General features: G+C 71.0%; 18 protein-coding genes and 1 riboswitch. Of the genes, 4 read left to right on the top strand and 14 right to left on the bottom strand.

Annotated elements, in window-relative coordinates:
* Positions 1-22: 22 nt before the first annotated feature.
* The 5 genes from ribH to OG241_RS10510 all read right to left on the bottom strand — a co-directional run bounded on the left by ribH (position 23) and on the right by OG241_RS10510 (position 4,790).
* Complete coding sequence (gene ribH, locus OG241_RS10490; RefSeq protein WP_405814951.1) at positions 23-508, bottom strand: 6,7-dimethyl-8-ribityllumazine synthase; 486 nt, start codon at positions 506-508, stop codon at positions 23-25.
* 24 nt (positions 509-532) lie between these two features.
* Positions 533-1,828, bottom strand: coding sequence for a bifunctional 3,4-dihydroxy-2-butanone-4-phosphate synthase/GTP cyclohydrolase II (locus tag OG241_RS10495; RefSeq protein WP_405814952.1), 1,296 nt, complete (start codon positions 1,826-1,828; stop codon positions 533-535).
* Complete coding sequence (locus OG241_RS10500; protein ID WP_405814953.1) at positions 1,825-2,466, bottom strand: nicotinamide riboside transporter PnuC; 642 nt, start codon at positions 2,464-2,466, stop codon at positions 1,825-1,827. The genes OG241_RS10495 and OG241_RS10500 overlap by 4 nt, the downstream gene beginning before the upstream one ends.
* A complete protein-coding gene (locus tag OG241_RS10505) occupies positions 2,463-3,065 on the bottom strand; it encodes a riboflavin synthase (protein WP_405814954.1) in 603 nt (200 codons plus the stop codon). Before OG241_RS10505 ends, OG241_RS10500 begins: the two co-directional genes overlap by 4 nt.
* A 147-nt stretch (positions 3,066-3,212) precedes the next feature.
* A riboswitch (FMN riboswitch) is annotated at positions 3,213-3,348 on the bottom strand.
* Between the two features lie 212 nt (positions 3,349-3,560).
* Positions 3,561-4,790, bottom strand: a complete 1,230-nt coding sequence (locus tag OG241_RS10510; protein ID WP_405814955.1) for an ROK family transcriptional regulator — start codon at positions 4,788-4,790, stop codon at positions 3,561-3,563.
* 159 nt (positions 4,791-4,949) lie between these two features.
* On the opposite strand from OG241_RS10510, the gene OG241_RS10515 reads away from it, so the two are divergent.
* Positions 4,950-6,161, top strand: a complete 1,212-nt coding sequence (locus tag OG241_RS10515; RefSeq protein ID WP_405814956.1) for an MFS transporter — start codon at positions 4,950-4,952, stop codon at positions 6,159-6,161.
* Here OG241_RS10515 and OG241_RS10520 read toward each other — a convergent pair.
* A complete protein-coding gene (locus OG241_RS10520; protein WP_405814957.1) occupies positions 6,121-6,600 on the bottom strand; it encodes an acyl-CoA thioesterase in 480 nt (159 codons plus the stop codon). The genes OG241_RS10515 and OG241_RS10520 overlap by 41 nt on opposite strands.
* Before the next feature lie 71 nt (positions 6,601-6,671).
* The gene (locus OG241_RS10525; RefSeq protein ID WP_405826135.1) at positions 6,672-7,826 is read right to left on the bottom strand and encodes a glycoside hydrolase family 6 protein; all 1,155 of its coding nucleotides are present in this window, start codon (positions 7,824-7,826) and stop codon (positions 6,672-6,674) included.
* Between the two features lie 175 nt (positions 7,827-8,001).
* On the opposite strand from OG241_RS10525, the gene OG241_RS10530 reads away from it, so the two are divergent.
* Both OG241_RS10530 and OG241_RS10535 read left to right on the top strand, forming a co-directional pair.
* Positions 8,002-8,685, top strand: coding sequence for a DUF5995 family protein (locus tag OG241_RS10530; protein ID WP_405814958.1), 684 nt, complete (start codon positions 8,002-8,004; stop codon positions 8,683-8,685).
* Between the two features lie 98 nt (positions 8,686-8,783).
* On the top strand, positions 8,784-9,713 hold the full coding sequence (locus OG241_RS10535; RefSeq protein ID WP_405814959.1) for an LLM class F420-dependent oxidoreductase: 930 nt from the start codon (positions 8,784-8,786) through the stop codon (positions 9,711-9,713).
* 27 nt (positions 9,714-9,740) lie between these two features.
* Here the strand turns inward: OG241_RS10535 and OG241_RS10540 are convergent, their stop codons facing one another.
* The 7 genes from OG241_RS10540 to OG241_RS10570 form a co-directional block, all read right to left on the bottom strand.
* Complete coding sequence (locus tag OG241_RS10540; protein WP_405814960.1) at positions 9,741-11,453, bottom strand: flavin monoamine oxidase family protein; 1,713 nt, start codon at positions 11,451-11,453, stop codon at positions 9,741-9,743.
* A 63-nt stretch (positions 11,454-11,516) separates the two neighbouring features.
* Positions 11,517-12,305, bottom strand: coding sequence for a carbon-nitrogen hydrolase family protein (locus OG241_RS10545; RefSeq protein ID WP_405814961.1), 789 nt, complete (start codon positions 12,303-12,305; stop codon positions 11,517-11,519).
* A 335-nt stretch (positions 12,306-12,640) separates the two neighbouring features.
* Complete coding sequence (locus OG241_RS10550) at positions 12,641-14,098, bottom strand: HAD-IA family hydrolase (RefSeq protein ID WP_405826137.1); 1,458 nt, start codon at positions 14,096-14,098, stop codon at positions 12,641-12,643.
* Between the two features lie 67 nt (positions 14,099-14,165).
* Positions 14,166-15,224, bottom strand: coding sequence for an ABC transporter ATP-binding protein (locus OG241_RS10555; protein WP_405814962.1), 1,059 nt, complete (start codon positions 15,222-15,224; stop codon positions 14,166-14,168).
* 5 nt (positions 15,225-15,229) lie between these two features.
* Positions 15,230-16,045 (bottom strand): ABC transporter permease, encoded by an 816-nt coding sequence (locus OG241_RS10560; protein WP_405814963.1) that lies wholly within the window; start codon positions 16,043-16,045, stop codon positions 15,230-15,232.
* The gene (locus tag OG241_RS10565; protein ID WP_405814964.1) at positions 16,033-16,929 is read right to left on the bottom strand and encodes an ABC transporter permease; all 897 of its coding nucleotides are present in this window, start codon (positions 16,927-16,929) and stop codon (positions 16,033-16,035) included. Before OG241_RS10565 ends, OG241_RS10560 begins: the two co-directional genes overlap by 13 nt.
* Positions 16,926-18,083, bottom strand: a complete 1,158-nt coding sequence (locus tag OG241_RS10570; protein ID WP_405814965.1) for an ABC transporter substrate-binding protein — start codon at positions 18,081-18,083, stop codon at positions 16,926-16,928. Before OG241_RS10570 ends, OG241_RS10565 begins: the two co-directional genes overlap by 4 nt.
* Positions 18,084-18,295: 212 nt before the next feature.
* On the opposite strand from OG241_RS10570, the gene OG241_RS10575 reads away from it, so the two are divergent.
* Positions 18,296-19,036 carry a GntR family transcriptional regulator gene (locus OG241_RS10575; RefSeq protein WP_405814966.1) on the top strand — a complete coding sequence of 247 codons (741 nt, stop codon included), beginning with the start codon at positions 18,296-18,298 and terminating at the stop codon, positions 19,034-19,036.
* Positions 19,037-19,130 lie beyond the last annotated feature (94 nt).

The raw sequence follows: 19,130 nt of genomic DNA on the forward strand, positions 1-19,130 counted from the left end.
TTTACGCGGTGCGCCGCCCGGCCTAACGCCACGGTTCGGATACTGAGCGGAGGGTGGCCGCCGTCGCCACGGCCGCCGTCACCGCCTCGTGCCCCTTGTCCTCGTTGGAGCCCTCGATACCCGCGCGGTCGAGGGCCTGTTCCTCGGTGTCGCAGGTCAGCACGCCCATGCCGATGGGGACGCCGGTGTCGACCGAGACCTGGGTGAGGCCCTGAGTGACGCCCTGGCACACGTACTCGAAGTGGGGAGTGCCGCCCCGGATGACGACGCCGAGCGCGACGATCGCGTCGTAGCCCCGCCCGGCCAGCACCTTGGCGACGACCGGGAGTTCCCAGCTGCCGGGGACCCTCAGCAGGGTCGGCTCGTCGATGCCCAGGTCGCGCAGGGCGCGCAGGGCGCCGTCCACCAGACCGTCCATCACCTTCTCGTGCCACTGCGCCGCGATGACCGCGACGCGCAGGTCAGCGCAGTTGCGTACGGACAGTTCGGGTGCGCCCTTGCCGCTCACGTCTTCGTCTCTCCTCGGTGATCTCTACTGGTTGCCGCAGGGGGACACGGGGGCCGTGTCCAGCCAGGGCAGGTCGTGGCCCATCCGGTCCCGCTTGGTGCGCAGGTACCGGAGGTTGTGCTCGCCCGCCTGTACGGGCATCGGCTCGCGGCCGCTGACCTTGAGGCCGTGGCGTACGAGCGCGTCGGTCTTGTCGGGGTTGTTGGTCATCAGGCGCACGCTGTGGACGCCGAGGTCCTGGAGTATCTGCGCGCCGGCGCCGTAGTCCCGCGCGTCGGCGGGCAGGCCGAGCTCCAGGTTGGCGTCGAGGGTGTCGCGGCCCTGTTCCTGCAGCTCGTACGCCCGGAGCTTGGACAGCAGTCCGATGCCGCGTCCCTCGTGGCCGCGCAGGTAGACGACCACTCCCCGGCCCTCGTCCCGGATGCGTTCGAGGGAGGTCTCCAGCTGGGGGCCGCAGTCGCAGCGCAGGGAGTGGAAGACGTCCCCGGTGAGGCACTCGGAGTGGACGCGGACCAGGACGTCCTCTCCGTCGCCGACCTCGCCGTGGACGAGGGCGACGTGCTCGACGCCGTCGACGGTGGAGCGGTAGCCGTACGCCGTGAACGTGCCGAAGGCGGTGGGGAGCCGGGTCTCGGCCTCGCGGCGGACGGTGGGTTCGGCGCTCTTGCGGTAGGCGACCAGGTCCTCGATGGAGATGATCGTCAGGCCGTGCTTGCGGGCGAAGGGGATCAGCTCGGGCAGGCGCAGCATCCGGCCGTCCTCACCGGCGATCTCCACGATGGCGCCGGCCGGGCGCAGCCCCGCGAGGCGGGCGAGGTCGACGGCGGCCTCGGTGTGGCCGTTGCGGACCAGGACGCCGCCGGGCCTGGCGCGCAGCGGGAAGATGTGGCCGGGGCGGACGAAGTCGTCGGCGCCGGCGTCGCCGCTCGCGAGGAGCTGAAGCGTGGTGGCGCGGTCGGAGGCCGAGATACCGGTGCTCACACCGTGAACGGCCGAGGCGTCGACGGAGACTGTGAACGCGGTTTTCATCGACTCGGTGTTGTCGTCGACCATCTGCGGCAGCCGGAGCCGGTCGAGTTCGTCGCCCTCCATGGGGGCGCAGATGAGCCCGCGGCACTCGCTCATCATGAAGGCGATGATCTCGGGGGTGGCCTTCTCGGCGGCGATGACGAGGTCGCCCTCGTTCTCCCGGTCCTCGTCGTCGACGACCACGACCGGGCGGCCGGCCGCGATGTCCGCGACGGCCCGCTCGATCGGGTCGAGGGACCAGTCCTCGATGTTGTCGGTGCTGTACAGGATCGGGGCCGTGGTCGAAGTCATGCGGGCGCTCCTTCCAGGACGGGCCGCGTGCCCTTGCGGGAGCGCAGCCACCAGTCGCGCATGCCCCACAGGACGAGCGCGCCGTAGATGACGTAGACGAAGCCGGAGAAGGCGTAGCCGTTGGCGAAGTTGAGGGGGACACCGACGAGGTCGACGAGGAGCCAGGCGAACCAGAACTCGACCATGCCGCGTGCCTGCGCGTACATGGCGACGACGGTGCCGACGAAGATGTAGGCGTCCGGCCAGGGGTCCCAGGACAGGGACGGGTAGGCCTTGAAGAGCAGGGCCACGGCGACCGTGCCGACGGCTGCGGCGCCGATCATGGCCGCACGCTCGCGCCAGCTGGCGAACCGGGGGGTGATGTGACCGTCCCCGGCCTCCCCCTTGCGGCGGTTCCACTGCCACCAGCCGTACCCGGCGACGACCATGACGACGATCTGCTTTCCGGCGCTGCCGGCGAGATGGCCGAAAAAGGCGCTGAAGAGGACCAGTCCGGACAGGAACTGCACGGGCCAGCTCCAGATGGAGCGCCGCCAGCCGAGGGCGAGGGCGATCAGGCCGAGAATGTTGCCGATCATGTCCGACCAGAGGATGTGCTGGTCGAGGAGTGTGAACGCCTCGGTGTTCAGCCGGTTCACTTCGCGGCCCCCTGCGGTCCGAGCAGCCGCTCCACGTACTTGGCGATGACGTCGACCTCGAGGTTGACCGGGTCGCCGGGCTGCTTGCGGCCGAGCGTGGTCAGGTCGAGGGTGGTGGGGATGAGGCTGACGGTGAAGTAGTCGGGCCCGGCGTCGACGACGGTGAGGCTGATGCCGTCGACGGTGATGGAACCCTTCTCGACGACATAGCGGGTGAGGTCGGCGGGGAGAGAGATCTTGACGATCTCCCAGTTCTCGGACGGCTTGCGCTCGAGGACCGTGCCCGTGCCGTCGACGTGGCCCTGCACGATGTGGCCGCCGAGGCGGGCACCGAGGGCCATGGGGCGTTCGAGGTTGACGCGGGAGCCGACGGCGAGGACGCCCAGGCTGGAGCGTTCGAGGGTCTCCGCCATGACGTCGGCGGTGAACTCGTCACCCTCGTGTTCGACGACCGTGAGACACACGCCGTTGACGGCGATGGAGTCGCCGTGGCGGGCGCCTTCGGTGACCACGGGGCCACGGACCCTGAAGCGGGAGGCGTCGCCGAGGTTTTCGACGGCCGTGACGTGGCCCAGCTCTTCGACGATTCCGGTGAACACTTCCCGGGTCCTCCCTGCCTCTTCGGGCACGGACTCCGGGGCCTGTCGATGACGACAGCTGTGAACGGGCAGGGACATCGAGGGCGACGCCGGACGGAGCTCGACCCATGGCCGAGCGGTACGGCGGCGCGCACGAATGCCCGCCCGCCGCGCACTGCCTCCCATCCGGACTTTAACCGTCGGTCCAGGAATTCCACCTGGTCAACCGACCGCAGAAAAAAATGCGGACGGGTCGCGGACTGTAACCGCCGGTTCGGACTTTCACCGACCCCGGAGTGCGCTGCTTCTGTTACACGCCAGTGTGCCACGCCGAGCGGTACTCCATGCGGGTGAGTTGTGTGGACTGACTCACAAGGAGTGACGGGAATAGGCCAATGATTGGTCCATACCTATTGACCGTCATGGTCCAGACCTCCTAGCGTCGGTGCCGGACCGGCGGCGGTGAAGACGGCCCTTGCCCGCCGCCGGGCCATCACACCCCCACTACCGCCCCCACTACCCGGCCGACCCCCCGAACAACTCCTCCTGAGCACCCTCCCGAGCCGTCAGCAACGCCCCGCGCAGTACCGCTTCGCCGCCCAGCACGCTCGCCCGCACCTGGACCGGCAGAGGGGACATACGGGCGAGCCGCTCCTCGACCCGGGCGGCGAGGACGTCGCCGCCCGCCCGGCCGACCTCACCGCCCAGCACCACGCACCCTGGGTCGAGCACGGCGACCACGGACGCGGCGCCGATGGCGAGGCGCTCGGCGAGAGCGTCCAGGAAGCGGGCGTGGGCCGGGGTACCAGGACTCGCCACGGCCGCTCGGACGAGGGCCGCCGCATAGGGCTCATGGGCGTGCGCGTCGGCCACCAGGCCCTGTGCGCCCGCCAGTTGGACGATCGCCGCCCCACCGGCGAGCGAGTGGAAGCCGCCCGCGCAGTCCGTCGCCGAGGGCAGCCGCCCCGTCCCCGGCACCGGCAGGAAGCCGATCTCACCGGTGCCGCCGGAGGCCCCCCGGCGCAGGGTGCCGTCGAGGACCACTGCGGCGCCGGTGCCGTGGCCGAGCCACAGCAGCACGAAGGTGTCGCGGTCGCGGGCGGCTCCGTCGCGCTGTTCGGCGAGGGCGGCGAGGTTGGTCTCGTTCTCGACGATCACCCGGGTCTCGGGAAGCCGCTCCTGGAGGGCCGCCACCAGCCTGCGGTGCCACACGGGCAGCCCCCCGGTGTCCCGGAGTTCACCGGTCGCCGGATCGATCAGACCGGGGGCGCCGATCCCGACCGTGTGTAGCCTCCCCCACGCCCGAACGCCCTCGCCCGGGGGGACCACCCCCATGGCCTCGGCCTCCTTGGCGACCCGCTCGACGAGAGCGACCGCCTGTTCCACGGCGGGACCGGTGTCGGTGTCGTCCCCGATGGGCACGGAGGCCTCGGCGAGCACCCCGCCCACCAGGTCGGCCACGACGACGGAGACGCCTTCGGTACGGACGTCGAGGGCGGCCAGGTGGGCGAGGCCGGCGACGATCCCGTACACCTTCGCGTTGGGGCCTCGCCGCTGCTCCCCCGACTCCCCCACGACCGTGATCAGCCCGGCGGCGGTGAGGCGTTCGACGAGGTCGGCGACGGTCGGACGGGAGAGGCCGGTGAGCTGCTTCAACTGCCAGGCCGCCAACGGGCCTTCCTGCTGCAGCAGCCGGAGGGCGAGCCGGTCGTTGATGGCCCGGGCGGTGCTCGGTGATGCGGGCATGCCGAGATCCTTCCAGATCGGCGGGGCCGTTCCCGCTGCGGAACGGGTTCGGACGGCCGATATCGCGCTATCTATCAGGCAGGGTTCCTGATAGTTTACGGCAGCGCGCGGCCAGGGCTCCGTGCCGCAGCGGGAGCCGACCCGGGAGAGGGCCGCAGAATGAGTGAAGTGCTGTACGAACGACACGAGGTGAAGCGCGCCCGGTACGCCGTGGCCGCGGTCTTCGCGGTGCACGGGGCCGTCACCGGCTCGTTCGCGACCCGGGTGCCGTGGATCCAGGACCACGCCTCGGTCAGCGCGGGGCAGTTGGGGCTGGCGCTGGCGTTCCCCGCGCTCGGCGCGTCCCTGGCGATGCCGCTCGCGGGCCGCATCAGTCACCGATTCGGCGCCCGTACGACGCTGCGCGGACTGATCGTGTGCTGGACCCTGGCACTGGTCCTGCCCGCCCTGGCCCCGAACCTCCCCACGCTCTGCCTCGCCCTGTTCGTCTACGGCGCCTCGGCCGGTATGGCGGACGTGTCGATGAACGCACTGGGTGTCGAGATCGAGACCCGGCTCGGCAGGTCGATCATGTCCGGCCTGCACGGCATGTGGAGTGCGGGCGCCCTGGTCGGAGCGGCGGGCGGCACCCTCGCCGCGCATCTGGGTTCGGACGCGCGTCTGCATCACGCACTCGCGGCGGCGACCCTCACCGTCCTCGGCGTGACCGCCTGCCGCTGGGTGCTCGATCTGCGCCCCACCGAGGACGAGGAACCGCCCCCGAGGTTCGCGCTCCCGCCCAGGTCCGCGCTGCTGATCGGCGCGATCGGCTTCTGCGCGGTGTTCGCGGAGGGCGCGAGCCTGGACTGGTCGGCGGTGTACCTGCGGGACGAGCTGGGCACCTCGGACGGTCTGGCGGCTGCTTCCACCACGGGCTTCATGCTGACGATGGCGGTCGCCCGGCTGGTCGGCGACTCGGTCGTCAACCGCTTCAGCGCGGTACGGACGGTCCGCGCGAGCGGCACGCTCGCCGTGCTCGGCGGTGTGCTCATCGTCGTCGCGGAGCAGCCCGCCGTGGCGATGACCGGCTTCGCGCTGCTGGGACTCGGCATCGCCGTGGTCGTCCCGCTGTGCTTCGCGGCGGCGGGCCACAGTGGCCCCAACCCCAGTCAGGCCATCGCGGGCGTCGCCACCATCACGTACACCTCGGGGCTGGTCGCGCCGAGCGCGATCGGGACGCTGGCCCAGGCGACGAGCCTGGTGGTGTCGTTCGGGCTGGTGACGGTGCTGGCGGGCGGCCTCACCGGGTTCGCGGGGGTGCTGCGCGCCGGTGAGAAGGACCGCCCGAAGGTCACTCCCCCGAGCGCAGCAGTTCCCGACCGCGCGCCCTGAACCAGTCGCTCCAGGGCGTGGGCCGCAGGGTTCCCGCGTCGAGCCTGACCAGGACCCGGGTGCCCCGGGCGTACGTCACCTCGCCGTCGGCCGAGCAGAGCCGGAAGCCGTAGGTGAGGCCGGTGGTGCCGAGGCGCTCCAGCCAGAGGTGCACGGCGTAGGCACCGGGCCGGCCGACCGGGGCCTCGTAGCTGATGCGCAGCTCCCTGACCACGTTGCAGAAGTCGCCGGCCGCCGCCCAGTCCCCGTCGAAGGTGAGGCCGTAGCCGTGCCACAGCTCGTTCCAGGCACGCTCCACCAGCAGGGGGTAGCGGGCGTTGTGGAGCATGCCGAGGGAGTCGAGGTCGTCGAAGTGGACGACGACGGGCAGCAGCCGCCCGTAGGAGCCTTCCGGATCGGCGGAGGGTATGTGTGCTGCGGCTTCGGCTTCGGTGGTCACGGGCGGGGCTCCTGGGCGTACGGGATGGATGGCGGATGCAGATATCCGCGCCTCTCATCCTAAGCGGACGCTCAGCGCGCCAGATCGTAGGCGTACGAGGCGGTGAACGTGCCGGGGGTGCCCATGCAGCCGTCCGACTCCCCCGGCAGCTTGACCCACAGATAGGCGTCGATCCGCGCCTCGCCGGTGTTCGTGGTCGGCGCCCGGCCGAGTTTCCGGCCGGTCGGATCGCACCACTCACCGTCGGGCGGGGCGCCGTTGCCGTTGCGGCTGGTGTCGATCACGGCGCCGAGACCGGCGGGGCCGCCGAGGGCGTCGAGGACCCGTCGGTCGTAGGCGATCTCGTCGCCCGTGCGGTGGAAGTTGGAGACGTTGCTGAAGACCCCGTCGGAGGAGGCGGCCGAGGCGGCGCCCGCCTGACGGAGGAGGGCCGCCTGCTTGGCCGGGGAGTTCCAGCCGGAGTGGCCCGCGTCGTAGTAGACACGGGCGTGGGGATTCGCGGCCTTGAGGGCACGCCCCGCGCGGGCCAGCGAGGCGAAGCGGGCGGTGCGCCGCTCCGGGGAGAGACAGTCGGCCTGGGCTATCGAGTCGGGCTCCAGGATCACGATGACCTCGCCGGAGCCGAGGCCGGCCGCGAACGCGTCGATCCAGCCGTCGTACCCGCCGAGGTCGGGTGCGCCGCCCTCGGAGGCGCCGCCGCAGTCGCGGTCCGGGACGGCGTACGGCACGAGCACCGGGACCCTGCCGACGCCGGCCGCGCCCGCCGTGACCGCGCGGACCCGGGCGGTGATCGTCGAGGGCGAGAAGTCGGCGAACCAGACCGCCGCCGGACGGTCGGCGATCTCCGCCTCGATGACGGACCGGCGCGGATCGTCGGGGTGGGAGCCGACCCAGTCGAGGACCTGGGAGTCGGGGTAGCGGTAGAGGCGGGCTGACACCGGAACCGGCGCCTGTTTCGCCGCCGGCTCGGGGTCCGTCGTCGTCGGGGAAGAGGGCGAGGGCGTACGGCGGGGCTTCCTCGCCTCCGTCGTACGGGCGGACGGGGACGGCGACTTCGAGGCGCTGGGCGTGGGCGGGGCCGACGACACGGCCGGCAGCGGGGCGAGCAGGGGCGAGCCGGTCACCTCGGGCCTGGCTTCGTCGGCGGCGCCACCGCGGGTGTCGAGCGCGGAGAGCAGCCCGGTCGCGGTTCCGACGGCGACGACGACCGAGGCGGCGGCGACCATGACGGAACGCCGGGCGGCGCGCCTGCGTTCGGCCCGGCGCGCGGCCAGGCGCTGGGCGCGCAAGCCTGACACGTACAGCTCCCCCTCCTCTGCCGCGGCGGGCGCGTTCCCCCGTTCTGGGGAAGCGTCCGGCCCGGCGGCACGTGCGCCAGCCTAGGACTGGGACCCTGCCCTCATGGTGCAATTGGAACAGTTCACCACTTCTGTCGACTCTGTCGACCACGTCCTCTTCCGTATGCGCGCGCTGGATGCACAGTTGCCGCCGCGCGACGGACTGGCGGTCTTCAACCGTGTCTACCTCGCCGTCACGGAGGCCTTCGACCGCCGGCTGGACGCGGGCGCGTTCCCCGACGCCGAGGCCGCGATCACCCTGGACGTGCGGTTCGCCGAGCGGTATCTGCGGGTGGCCGAGGACCACCACGCGCCCGCCTGCTGGCGCCCGTTGCTCCAGTTCCGCCACCATCCCGGCGTACGGCCGCTGCAGTTCGCGCTCGCGGGCATCAACGCGCACATCGGGCACGATCTGGCGCTCGCCGTCGTGGACGCCTGTCGTACGCTCGACTGCGAACCGGTCGATCTGGAGGACGAGTTCGAACGCGTGGGTGAGCTACTCGTCTCGCTGGAGGAGCGTCTGCGCGAAGAGCTGATGCCGGGTCCCGACCTGCTCCAGATCGCCGATCCGCTCACCCATCTGCTCGGCGCGTGGAGCATGGAGCGGGCCCGGTCCGCGACCTGGTCGGCGGCCCGCGCGCTGTGGGCCCTGCGCCGGTTGCCCGAGCTGGCCGAGGAGTTCACCGACCGGCTCGACGCGGCGGTCGGCTTCGCGAGCCGCATGCTTCTCACCCCGCTGCCGGACTGATCCGGCCACTCCCGCGCAGGACCTCCGCCATAACTAGGTGAACGTTGTACGTTCGAGAACCGGAGCATCTCTCCCGAACGTACGAAGGAGTACGCGTCATGACCGTCCGCCTGGGTCTGGGTCTTCCGCAGTCACACCAGTACGACATCGGACGGGACGTGCCGGACGTGGCACGCACGGCCGAACAGATCGGCTACGAGAGCCTGTGGGTGTTCGAACGCGCCCTGTTCCCGGAGCCCGCCACCCAGGGCCTCTACGGCATGGAGGGCGTCCCCTGGCCCGACGCGTACCGCGGTCTCGCCGAACCGCTGGTGACCCTGACACTGGCCGCCGCGGCCACCGAGCGCGCCCGGCTGGGCACCAGCGTGCTGGTCGCCCCGCTGCACGGTCCCTTCCAACTGGCCCGTACCCTGGGCACCTTGGACGCGGCGAGCGGCGGCCGGGTGGTGGCGGGGCTCGGCACCGGCTGGTCCCTCGACGAGTACGCCGCCGCCGGGGTGGCCCCGTTCGCCGAGCGCGGCCGGGTGCTGGACGAGATCCTCGACGTGTGCCGGGCGGTCTGGGGCCCGGACCCGGTCCAGTACGACGGCACGCTGACGAAGATCGCCTCGGCCGTGGTCGGCCCCAAGCCCGCCCGGCCGATCCCGATATTCCTGCCCGCGTTCAGCAAGAAGTCCCTGACCCGCCTCGTCGAACGCGGCGACGGCTGGAACCCGATCGCCATGGGCGTCGAGCAACTCGCCACGCAGTGGCAGCAGGTGAAGGACTTCGCCGCCGAGAAGGGCCGCACAAGGCCGATCGAGACGGCGGTGCGGGTGAACCCGTCCTACACGGCGAAGGCGTACGACGGCGCCGACCGCCAACCGTTCCAGGGCAACATCGACCAGATCGTGACGGATCTCGCCGCCCACGCCGAGATCGGCCTCGACGAGTTCTTCTTCGACTTCGGCGACGCCGCCCGGGACGCCGCCGAACTCAAGGAGCTGGCAGCCGAGTTGTACGAGGCGGCGCGGTCGGCCGGGATCTGATCGACCCGCGCCGCGCCTTCCTGGTCCTCAGTCCTCGGGGAGTTCGACGGGCGCGATCTCGTCGTACACGTCGCCGGGGCCCGGGTTGGTCGGGTCGGTGGTCCCGCCGAAGTGGTGCATGACGCCCCAGACCGCGTTGAGCGCGGTCTGGACGGCGCCCTCGGCCCAGCCCGCCGTCCAGGAGATGTCGTCACCGGCGAGGAAGACGCCCCGTTTGTCGGCGGGCAGCCGGTCCTGCATGAAGTGCGTGAACAGGCGGCGCTGGTAACGGTAGTGACCGGGCAGGTTGGCCTTGAACGCGCCCATGAAGTAGGGCTCGTTCTCCCAGGACACGGTGACCGGACTGCCGATCACGTGCTTCCTGATGTCGACCTTCGGATAGATCTCGCCGAGCGACTTCAGCATGACCTCCATCCGCTCGTTCGCCGACAACGGCAGCCACTTGAGGCTGTCGTCGCACCAGGTGTACGAGAGGCATATGACGGCGGGCTTGTCCGGGCCGTCGTCGAGGAGGTAGGTGCCGCGTGTCATACGGTCGGTGAGCGTCATCGACATGACGTCCCGGCCGGTCGGAACTCCCCTGTCGTCGACGGCCTTGTCGAGCCAGAAGGGCCGGTCGACGGGCACGAAGAGCTTGCTGGACTCCATGTAGTGGGTGCGCTCGATGGCGGTCCAGTGGTCGATCGGGAAGAGCGAGTCGTCGCAGTCGATCTTCGAAAGGAGCATCCAGGACTGGGCGGTGAAGACGGCCGCCGGGTACGTCCGGATGTCGCCGGCCGCGTCGGTGACGGTGATCCGGTTGCCGGCCGTGCGGTGGAGGCGGGTCACGGCCGGACGCGGTACGCCGTTCATGTGCAGGGACGCGAGGGAGGTCCCGTACGGCCAGTGGACGATCTTCCCGGGCTCGCGTTCCCAGAGCCGCAGCGGCAGTTGCTGGCTGCCGCCCACGATGCCCCGGTGGTGGTCGTCGGCCTCGGTGTAGACGACCCGCAGGATCTCCAGGATCGAGTTGGGGAAGTCGGTGTCCCAGCCGCCCGTGCCGAAGCCGACCTGGCCGAAGATCTCTCGGTGCCGGAACGACTTGAAGGCCTCGGAGTCGCAGAGGAAGCCGTAGAAGGTCTGGTTGTCGAGCTTCTCGACGAGCCGGGCCCAGATCTCCCGGATGCGCGGCACGTCACGCTCCCGCAGGGCCCGGTTCATGTCGGAGAAGTCGGCGCCCTCTTCGAGGCACGTGTTCCAGGCCTCGGCGACATCACGGTAGACCTGCGGCAGCTCGTCGACCGTCTCCGCGTAGTGCGACTCGCCCTTGAGGTCGACGACGGTCGAAGGGGTGCACTCCGCGAGGGGGTTGGGGAACGGCCGGGTCTCCAGGTCCACCAGGTCGATGTAGTGCTGGAGGGCGGTGGAGGAGGGCGGGAAGCGCATCGCGCCCATCTCGGCGGTGAGGGAGGGGTCGCAGCCGTCGAACCCGACGGTCCTCAGCCGCCCGCCGATCTGATCGGCCTCGTACACCACGGGCTTGAGGCCCATCTTCATCAGCTCGTACGCGGCGATGATCCCCGACAGCCCGCCGCCGATGACGGCCACCTCGGTGCCGTGCTCGGTCGCGGGAATCTGCCCGAGACCGGCCGGGTGGGCGAGGAAGTCGTCGTAGGCGTAGGGGAAGTCCGGCCCGAACATGGTGATCGGCGGCTGCTGCGCGTCGGCGTGCTGGACGGCGGTGGGCACCGTGGACGTCATGGGGTACGGACTCCTTGCGGGCGGAACAGGTGAGCGGAAAGGGAGTTGAGGCAGGAGCGAGGCTCAGCCGAGGGAGCCGTACAGGCCGGGACGCCGGTCCTGGAGGTACGGGTTCGCCTCGCGGGAGGCGGCGAGGAGAACGGGGTCGACGTCGGCGAGGAGGAGTTCCTCACCGCGGCCGGCCCGGGTGCGGGCGACTCCGTCGGGACCGGCGAGCGTGGAGAGCCCGACGAACTCGAACTCCCCTTCCTGGCCTACCCGGTTGACGTAGGCGACGTACAGCTGGTTCTCGAAGGCCCGCACCGGTACGACGGACTCGGCGACGAACTGGAAGGGGTGCATCTGCGCCGTCGGAACCAGGAGGAGGTCGGTGCCGGCGAGGGCGTGGGCGCGGACGTTCTCCGGGAACTCGACGTCGTAACAGATCATCAGGCCGATCCGGAGACCGCCCAGTTCGGCCTGTACGACGGGCTGCTCGCCCGGTGTGAAGTGGTCGCGTTCGAAGCGGCCGAAGAGGTGGGTCTTGCGGTAGTTGGCGAGACGGTCGCCGGTGGCGGAGATGAGCTGCGCGGAGTTGAAGACCTGGTCGCCGGCTCGCTCGGGGTAGCCGTAGGCGATGGCGAGGCCGTGCCGGGTGGCGATCTCGGCGACCGCGTCGGCGGAGTCGCCGTCGGCCGGCTCGGCGAGGTGGGCGATGGCGTCGCCGATCGCGTACCCGGTGATGAACATCTCCGGCGCGGCCAGCAGCCCCGCACCCGCCCCGGCCGCCCGGCCCGCGGCCTCGTCGAGCGCCTTGAGGTTTCCGGCGAGGGAGCCGGGGCGGCCGGAGCTCTGGAGGAGGGCGGTGCGCATGCGGGGTCCTTGCAGGGGCTTAAGGGGGTCGGGGGCCAGCTAGACGGTACGGGGGGTGGGCTCGGCGGTACAAGGAGCAGCCATTGCGCGCTGACAGGCGAATCGTTGCGTGAAGCGGGGGCAAGGCGACGATTCGTTGTTTCGCCCCCGCCGCCCCTACCCGTCCCATCCTTCTGGGGCTCCGCCCCAGACCCCGCTCCTCAAACGCCGGAGGGCTGAATACCCAGCCCGTCCGGCGTTTGAGGACGAGGCCCCTGCAGGGCCGACAGGGGGGTCTGGGGGCGGCAGCCCCCAGGGATGGGACGGGTAGGGGCGGCGGGGGCGAGGAAAAGTCTCTACCGGAGCCCGAACGTCGTCAGGACCGCCGCATGGTCCGAGGGCCAGACGTTGTCGGCCACCTCGGGCCACACCCGCACCGCCCCGCTCACCACCGCCCGGGATTCCAGCACCCGCAAACCCCGTCCGTTGTGCAGTACGAAGTCGATCCGGTCCTGCGGCTCGGGCCGCCCGCTCCCGTCCTCGTGCTCGACGTGAATCGGCGACCAGGTGTGACCGGGATCCCGGACGGGGTCCGGGTGGACCTCCCGGTACGAGTCCCGCAGCCCCGCCTCCTCCGCCGCCTTCGTCACCGGCCACCGCACCCCCGGCCAGTCCAGATGCGAGGGTGTGTTGAAGTCACCGACGAGCACGACGGGTGCGGAGTCGTCGGCGACGGACTCGGTGATCCGGCGCAGGATCTCCCGTATCTGCTCCAGCCGCCCGCTCTCACGGGCGACCAGCTCGGCCGCCGGGAGCCCGTCGAAGCGAGCGTCGTAGGGGCCGTACGGCGCGCAGTCGAGGTGGGCGCTCCAGACGTCGACCTCCAGCCCTTCGTCCAGCCGGATCCGTACCCCGGTCGCCCCGTAGAAGCCGACGTCCGGGTCACCGAGGCGGGCGGTGATCGGGTACCGGCTGATCACGCCGAGGTTCGTGCCCGCCCTGTGGTGGTGCCAGCCGAGCGCCTCGGCCAGTTCCTGGGCGGAGTTGCCGTACGTCTCCTGGAGACCTACGACGTCGGCGCCCGACTCGGCGATCACCTTGAGCTGCTTCTCGCGGTGGTCGGCGACCTGCGTGCCGCCGAGCCAGAGGTTCCAGCTCATCACCCGGAGTTCACGGGTGACCATGGCGTCGAGCTGCGCCACGGTGACCCCGGCCAGGCTGGTCAGCACCGTCCGGCCGGGCGCCGCCTCGATCGGCGCGAGTGAGGGAACGGCGAGCACCGCGCAGCCCGCCGCCTCGGCCGAGGCGACGCCGGTCTCGGTGTCCTCGACGGCCACGCAGGCGGCCGGGTCGACGCCCAGGGCGTGGCAGGCGGCGAGATACGGATCGGGGGCGGGCTTGGTGTGTTCGGTGTCGTCGGCGGTGACCGAGACCGCGAAACGGGAGGCGCCGAGCGCTTTGAGGACGGTGTCGGCGACGGCCCGGGGGGAGGCGGTCACCAGGGCGGTGGGTACGCCGGCCTCGGCGAGCGCGTCGAGCAGGTCGAGGGCGCCGGGGCGGGGCACGATGCCGGTGCGGACCCGGGCCGCGAACTCGCGGTGCAGTTCGGCGGCGAGGCGGCCGGGCTCCGCCCCTGTGGCGGCGGCCAGCCAGTCGGCTGTGTGCTCGACCGGCCGACCGAGCACATCGGGCTGGTCCGCCTCGGTCAGTGGTCTCCCGGCGACCTGTTCCACCGCCTCCCACCACAGCCGCTCGGTGTCGACAAGCGTGCCGTCCATGTCGAACAGGGCTGCCTGGAGCTGGAGTTGTGGCAGACCGGAGGTGTCGGAGGTACGGGGGATGTGGGGGGTCACTTTTCTCTCTCTCGCAAATCCTTGTTCACTACGGGCGGTTGGCGCGCTCGGCCACCAGCACCGGCCGCTCCGGCAGCGACACGCGTACGGCGGCTCCCGCGCCCAGCGTGGCGGCCTCGTGCGCGGGGACGTCGGCCTTGACCTCGGTGCCGTCCCCGAGCCCTACGGTGATCCGGGTGACCGCGCCGAGGAAGGCCGTGGCCACCACCCGCGCGTCACCCGCCGCGTCGGCGCCGACCCGGACCGCCTCGGGCCGGACCAGTACGTCGACCTCGGCGGTGGCCGGCGCCTCACCGTCGACCGGGAGCCGCTGCCCGAGCACCTCGACCGTACCGGCGGCCAGCCGCCCCGGAATCCGGCTCATGGTGCCGACGAACTCGGCGACGAAGGCGGTGGCGGGCCGGCCGTACAACTCGGCGGGGGCCGCGCACTGTTCGAGGCGCCCGGAGTGCATCACGGCGACCCGGTCGGCCATGGACAGGGCCTCTTCCTGATCGTGCGTCACGAACAGGGTGGTGATGCCGAGTTCCTGTTGCAGCCGTCTGATCTCCTCGCGCAGGTTCAGCCGTACCTTGGCGTCGAGCGCCGACAGCGGCTCGTCCAGGAGCAGTACCCGTGGGCGCAGGGCCAGGGCACGGGCCAGCGCGACGCGCTGCTGCTGGCCGCCGGAGAGCTGGTGCGGAAACCGCTCGCCCTTGTCGCCGAGCCCGACCAGATAGAGCAACTCGTTCGCGCGGAACCGCCGTTCGGTCCTACTCACCTTGCGCATCCGCAGCCCGAAGGCCACGTTGTCGAGGGCGCTGAGGTGCGGGAAGAGGCTGTACGACTGGAAGACCATCCCGGCGTCCCGGCGGTGGGCCGGGACCTGGGTGACATCCTCCCCGTCGACCAACACCTCGCCGGAGTCGGGGTGTTCGAACCCGGCGAGCATGCGCAGCGCGGTGGTCTTGCCGCAGCCGGAGGGGCCGAGCAGCGCGAGCAGCTCGCCCGGACGTACGGCGAGGTCGAGTCCGTCGAGGGCGACGGTCGGACCGAACTCCCTGCGCAGGCCACGGAATTCGACGGTGGCGGCCTTGTCGAGCGTCATGTGGTTCATCCCTTGGCGGCGGCGGTTCGGGAACGCCCGCCGAGCCCGGCGAGCGCGAGGAGGAGGGCCCAGGTGACGAACAGGCTGAGCACGGAGACGGCGACGGACAGCTGGGCCTGCGAGCCGCCGACGCTGTAGATCCACACGGCGAACGGCTGGAAGCCGAGCAACTGGGCCACCGTGAACTCGCCCAGCACCAGGGCCAGAGTGAGGAAGGAGGCGTTGAGCAGTGCCCCGCGCAGGTTGGGCAGCACGGCAGTCACCAGCGCCTGCACCGGGCTCGCACCACAACTGCGGGCGGCTTCCACCAACGTGCGGATGTCGATCGCGCGCAGCCCGGCGTCCAGTGCCCGGTGGACGAAGGGCAGCGCCATCACGACGTAGGCGAGGACGAGGACGACGGGGAAGTCGGGGTCCTGGATGGCGACGAAGGTCTGGAACAGGGGCGTACGGGAGAGGTGTTCGGGCCCCCACTTGAGGACGGTCGAGATCCCGGCGACGAACGCGATCGGCGGGACCACCAGGGGCAGCGAGCAGATCACCTCGACGACCGGCCGCAGCCGGGGTGCGCCGAGCCGCAGGGCGACCATCGCGGGCACCATCAGCAGCAGGACCACGGCGATGGTGGCGGCGGCGAGTTCGAGGGACAGCGTCAGGCCGGGGAGGAAGCCGTCGGCGCCGACGATCTGGCTGTACGCATCGAAGGTGACGCCCTCGCCCGGTACGTCGACCGTGAAGATCACGGAGGCGGCGAGCGGGACGAGGAAGTAGACCGCGGCGCCGGTGAGAACCACCCCGCGCCACAGGTTCAGGCGAGCCATCGCGCGCTCCTCCGTTGCAGGGGCAGGTACACGGCCATGACGAGGCCCGCGATCAGGACCATGTCGAGGCTGAGGGCGAGCGCCACGTTCTCCTGGCCGACCAGCACGTTGCCGGAGATGGCGTCGGCGATCTGGAGGGTGACCAGCGGGATCGAGCTGCCCACCATGGCGGCGGCGGTGGCGTACGCGGCGAAGGCGCTGCCGAAGAGGAGGACGAACCCGCCGAGCAGCGAGGGCAGCAGCACGGGCAGACCGACGTGCTGCCAGTACTGGACGTTGGTGGCCCCGTTGTTGCGTGCGGCCTCGCGCCACTGGGAGCGGAGTCCGTCGAGTGCGGGCGTGATCGTGAGGACCATCAGCGGAATCAGGAAGTAGAGGTAGACGATCACCAGTCCCCAGAAGCTGTAGAGACTCCAGCCCTTGTCCGTCAGTCCCAAGTGCCGTGTCAGTACACCGGAGTTGCCGAGGGTGGCGACGAAGGCGAAGGCCAGCGGCACCCCGCCGAAATTGGCGAGGACCCCGGAGGCGGTGAGCACCGCCTCGCGCAGGGCCCGGAAGCGGGAGGTCACCACGGCCTGGGCGAGCAGCAGTCCGAAAACGGTCGCGATGAGCGCCGACACGGCGGACAGCTTGACGCTCCCGAGCAGGGCCGTGAGGTACGCGCCCTGGAGGGAGTCGGTCAGATTGGCGGTGGTGTACGAAGTGGCGCCTGTGGCCTGGTTCTTGGCGGTGAAGGCGCCGTTCAGCATGGCCAGGGCGGGTATCCCGAAGGCGATCGCCACGAAGGCGAGCAGCGGCAGTACGGCGAGCCAGCCGGGGGCGCGGCGCCGCCGCTTCAGGGAAGCGGCGGGCGCCACGTCGACCCGCGTGAGGGTGGCGGTCATCCGGAGACGGCCTTGCCCCAGCCCGGGGCCAGCACGGTCTTGGCCTTGCTCTGCTGGGCCTCGGTCGGGAAGGACGGCGCGCCGGAGACCTTGGGCAGCTTGGCGGCGGCGGCCTTGTCGAGCGTGCCGGCCTTCTCCATGGCGGTCATCAGGGCCGGCCGGGCGTACCCCTTGAGCCAGAGGTTCTGCCCCTCGGCGCTGTACAGGTACTCCTGCCACAGCCGGGCGGCGGCCGGGTGCGGGGCGTCCTTGTTGACGGCCTGGGAGTAGAACTGGGAGAACTCGCCGTCGCTGGGCACGGACACCGTCCAGTCGACGCCCTTGGACTTGAACTCGTCGGCGTAGCCGGCGTTGAGGTAGTCCCAGTCGATGCTGATGGGCGTCTCGCCCTTCTCGACGGTGGCCGGGGTCGACTCGACGGGCGTGTAGTTGCCGTTCTTCTTCAGCTTGGCGAAGAAGTCGAGGCCGGGCTGGATGTCGTCGAAGGAGCCGCCGCCGGCCAGCGAGGCCGCCCAGACGCCGGCGAAGGCCGAGCCGGACTTGGTGGGGTTGCCGTTGAGGGCGACCTGGCCCTTGTACTGGGGCTTCAGCAGATCGGCGAAGGTGGTGGGGCAGGTCTTCACGCGCTTGGCGTCACAGCCGATGGAGATGTAGCCGCCGTAGTCGTTGAACCAGCGTCCCTCCGGGTCCTTCTGGCCCTCGGGGATGTCGGCGAAGGAGGCGACCTTGTAGGGCGCGAGGAGCCCCTGCTGGGCGGCGCTCAGCGCGAACGAGCTGCCGAGGTCGAGAACGTCGGGTGCCCGGTCCTGTCCCTTGCGGGAGGTGACGGCGTTGATCTCGTCCTGACTTGCCCCGTCGGGGTTCTCGACCTCGATCTTGATGCCGTACTTCTTCTGGAAACCGTCGATCAGCGCGCCGTAGTTGGCCCAGTCACGGGGCAGCGCGATGGCGTGCAGCGTGCCCTCTTTCTTGGCGGCGGTGACCAGTTTGGCCATACCACCGAAGTCGGCGGCCGAGGTCGCGGTTGCCGCGCTCTTTCCGTTGGCGGTGGTCGACGTGTCGTCGGGGGCCGCGCCGCAGGCGCTCAGGGCGAGCGCGGCGACGACGGCGAGGGCGCCGCCACGGACGGCTGTTCTCGGCAGGGTCACGGTCACGGTCTCTCCAGGGGTGCGCACGAGGGTTGAGGTAGTGCGAAGAACTTGTCTGAACAAGTTGGCTTCAGTACGCCTTCCGGTGGTATCGCCCTCGTGAACACTGGCGAAACCCTGGCCACCGTTTTCCTGCACAGTCTCGGCGCCCGTGGACGGGTCGTTGATGTCGATTAGGCTGGTCACACTGTGCACAGCCACAAACTCGGAGGGGAAGCATGACGGCGCGACACGAGGAGATCGCCGACGAGCTGCGCCGGGCGATCGACCGCGAGCAGTACACGGTCGGCAGCCGTCTGCCTCCGGAGACAGAGCTCGCCGCGCACTACGGCGTGGCCCGAGGCACGATCCGCCAGGCGGTGGCGGCCCTGACTGCCGAGGGCCTCATCGGCTCCCGCCAGGGCGCCCGGCGGGTGGTCCTGGCCAGCCGCCGCAGCCAGACCTTCGAGGAACTGCGGAGCTTCGCCCAGTGGGCGCGCGCGATGGGCCGGGAGGCGACGGGCCAGGTGGTGCACCAGGAGTACCGCCGGGCGACGACGGAGGACGCGATCCGCCTCCAACTCCCTGAGAAGACAAAGGTGTTGCACGTCCTGCGCGTACGCGGCCTGGATGGCGAACCGGTCCTCCTGGAGCGCACGGTCTACGCCGACTGGATCGCCCCGTCCGTGGAGCCCATCGAACCGGACTGCCCCTCGGTCACCCAACGCCTCTTCGAGGACACGGGTCTGGTCTTCGCATACGGCGAACACGTCATCGACGCGGTGGCGGCCGGGGCCCAGGACGCCGAACTCCTGGACATCCGCCGCACGAGCCCCCTCCTACGCGTCCGCCGCGTGACGACGACAAGGGAGGGCCGCCCGGTCGAATGGTCCGACGACCGCTACCGGGGCGACGCGGTGAGCTTCAGCGTCCACAACTCCATCGCCAACAACGCCCTAGCGAGGAAGCCGGCGGAGTAAGGCCAGCTTGCGAACGGGCTGAGGGGCAGTGCCGGTAAGGGGCGCGGGGAACTGCGCAACAAGCCACAGCGAACCCGCACCCGCCAACAAACCA

Source organism: Streptomyces sp. NBC_01390 (assembly GCF_045040105.1).
Lineage (GTDB): Bacteria > Actinomycetota > Actinomycetes > Streptomycetales > Streptomycetaceae > Streptomyces.